The sequence below is a fragment of the Mycobacterium sp. E3298 genome, from assembly GCF_001666895.1.
Lineage (GTDB): Bacteria > Actinomycetota > Actinomycetes > Mycobacteriales > Mycobacteriaceae > Mycobacterium.
Genome location: NZ_LZJB01000621.1, coordinates 1 through 1,701, shown reverse-complemented (window position 1 = coordinate 1,701; position 1,701 = coordinate 1). Strand labels below are relative to the sequence as shown.

The window sequence follows — 1,701 nt, the reverse complement described above, 5'->3', positions numbered from 1 at the left end:
CACCACGACGGCCACCTTGCCGCCGACGTCACCGGCCGCGGCTCCGTAGACCAGCCCCCCGGTCAGCCCGCTGAGCAGCATCGCGACCGTGGATCCGAGCAGTGCGGCCAGCACGTGGCTGGCGAGCCAACGGGTTCGCGACACCGCACCGGCCAGCGTCGTCTCGGCCCGTTGCGCCGATTCCTCCTGGTGTAGCCGCAGCGTCAGCGAGATCGCGAACGCGGCCGCGGCCATGCCCAGCATGGTGAACGCGACGGCGATGAAAGCCTCCGCCAAGGCGTTGGTCCCGCCCATTCGGAGAACGATGTCGCGCGCGGCGTTGCTGCCGCCGAGCTCGTCGCCGATGCCGTGCACCACGCTGCCCATCAAGATGCCGTAGAGGCACAGGCCCACGGTCCACAACACGAGGGCACCGCGGTCCAGCCGCCATGCCAGCCCGAACACGTTGCCCAGCGCCGGGGCGGCGGAGCCAGGGCCGGGGCGTTCGGCGAACAGCCCGGCACCCACGTCACGGCTCGCGAGGAGCCGATAGGCCACCGCGGTGAGGACGATGGTCGTCGCCAGGTGCAACAGCAGAACCGGCCAGTGGTCGCCCGCGTACGGCCGGACCTGCAGCGACCACCCCAGCGGCGAGAGCCAGGACAGCACGCCCGAACCGGCGTCGCCGAGGGCGCGCAGTGTGAAGGCCGCCGCCAGGACCGCGAACGCGGCGCCGCGGGCGGACCGCGCGCTCGGCGACAACTGCGCGGCCACCGCGGCGACGGCGGTGAACACCAGGCCGGAGCAGGCCAGCGCCGCACCGAAGGCGAGGGACCCGCCCGGGGCGACATCGGTGGTGAGCAGACCCGCCGCGCCGATCATGCCCGTGGCGAGGCTGGCCCCGAAGGACAACAGGAGGGCGGCGCTGAGGCTGGCGTAGCGCCCGACCGCGGTCGAGTCCACGAGCTCGGTCCGGCCGGCCTCCTCGTCGGCGCGGGTGTGCCGGATGACGGTCAGGATGACGGCCACCGAGATGAGCAGGTGGAACATCCCGGCCTTCCAAATGCCCACCGCCCCAAGGCTGTCGTTGTAGACCTGCCCGTAGAGGGCACGCTGTGCCGGGCTCGCCATGATGGAAGCCGCGAAGCCGGCGCGCGCCGCCTCGGTGGGGTAGACCTTCTCGATGCTGCCGACGTACACCGTTGCCAGCGGCACCGACAGCAGCAACACCCACAGCGGCAACGAAACCCGGTCGCGCCGTAGGTAGAGCCGCAGCATGCCAAGCGTCCCCGCGAAGTTCGGCCGCCGTTGCGGTGCGGGGTGGGCGGGGCGGTGTGACCGATCCAAGGTTGCGGTGCTCATGATGCGGACACCCTGTCCGCCGTGTCGTAGTGGCGCAGGAAGAGTTCCTCGAGCGTCGGCGGCTGGCTGACGAGGGTGCGCACGCCCGCGTCGCCAAGTGCCCGGATCAGTTCTCCGAGGCTTTCGCCGTCGACCTGGGCACGCACGGTGTTGCCTTCGACGCTGACGTCCTCGACGCCCTTGATGCGCGTGAGGTCGCCGGGGTCGCCGGTCATTTCGGCCCTGATCGAGGTGCGGCTGAGATGCCGCATCGAGTCCAGCGAGCCGCTCTCGACGGTCTTGCCGGCCCGGATGATGGTCACCCGTTCGCAGAGCGCTTCGGTTTCGGCCAGGATGTGACTGGACAGCAGGATGGTCGCG

2 protein-coding genes are annotated in these 1,701 nt (G+C 71.2%); both read right to left on the bottom strand.

Going from position 1 to position 1,701, the window contains the following annotated elements; genetic code table 11:
* The coding region (locus tag A9X05_RS28655; protein WP_197499232.1) for an ABC transporter permease at positions 1-1,341 on the bottom strand (1,341 nt) is incomplete at its 3' end.
* Positions 1,338-1,701: DUF4162 domain-containing protein (locus A9X05_RS28650; RefSeq protein WP_156737070.1), on the bottom strand; the 364-nt coding region annotated here is incomplete at its 5' end. The genes A9X05_RS28650 and A9X05_RS28655, both read right to left, overlap by 4 nt.